Annotated in this window: 1 protein-coding gene; it reads left to right on the top strand. The window is 51.6% G+C overall.

What is annotated here, in order from left to right; all coding sequences use genetic code 11:
- The coding region (locus KDK18_RS11135) for a hypothetical protein (protein ID WP_257254974.1) at window positions 1-1,174 on the top strand (1,174 nt) is incomplete at both ends.

The following is a 1,174-nucleotide window of genomic DNA, read 5'->3' on the forward strand; positions in this document are numbered from 1 at the left end:
GGAGCAGGTTTCGATGTCCATTATGGCGGCCCCGGCGATGATAAAATGATTGCGGATCAGGATGCTGACCGGCTGATGGGCGATAAAGGCAAGGATTTTTATCTCGTCGACTGGCAAGCCAGGGGGACAGAAATTTCTGACCCGGATAATGGCAATATGCTGATGCTCAGGGGCGAAGGAGCCACTTTTGACAATATCGGGCTGGTACTGAATGGGAATTTTAGTGAGCTGTACTTTCAAGACCAGGGATATTACTGGGTCACCCTCATCATGGACGCTGTGCCAAGAAGAGTTCGTCCTGATGGCAGCCTGGACACCGGGCATTTTGTCGAAGCACTCCATCAGCATTTTCCTTATCTGCGCATTGAGGATACAGCAAAAGGCAACAAAACCACTGCCGCTCCCCTGACCAAGCAAGGTTTAAAGCTTTTTTATCAGGACCGGTTGATAAGGGATATCCGACTGGACAACATCATGATTGCAGAGGCTGACGATGAGGTCGTTCGTTCCGGCATCGGCAATGATGACTTAATGGCGCTGGGTTGCCGGAAACTCAACCAGACTGAAGGGGTTCCCGGTTGCCACTATAAGCTCTACGGTGAAGAGGGCCATGATACTTTCCTGGTTCGCAACGCAACAGCGGACGTCTATCCGGGACCAGGCCATAACCGGCTTGCTGCGGGTAAACAGGCCAAAGTGTTTGTCCGTTTTGATTCGGATCAATCGCAAACCTTCGGGCTCTCTTTGCCATCTCCGCCAGAACAGCTCAGGGCCACTAACTGGCATTCCGTTGAGCCAGGGCAACTGGTCAGCCATGGCGGGGCCCTTACTGGTGAAAACAGTGCAGGCTTCAAGAATGCCCGGCAGTTAACTGAAAGAAGTCAGTGGCTGGAAATACCGGGCTTAGTGACGGGTGGAGCCATGACACTGTCATTACAGTTGCGGGTTTCTGGTCTGGACCAGGCTTTTCTTCCCATTATTTATTTTGCTGATGCCGTTGGTCGTCATGGCATCAGGGTGGATAAAACCAACCGTGATGATCTGGTACTGACATTTTCCGATGCTGCTGCTGAAACCATCTTACATAAGCGGGTGCCTGATTTTTTTCAGGATGGCCAGTGGGTGCACCTGACGCTGCGGGTCAATCGTGCAGGCCTTGTGGACATTTATAAAG

The sequence above is a fragment of the Endozoicomonas sp. SESOKO3 genome, assembly GCF_024606255.1.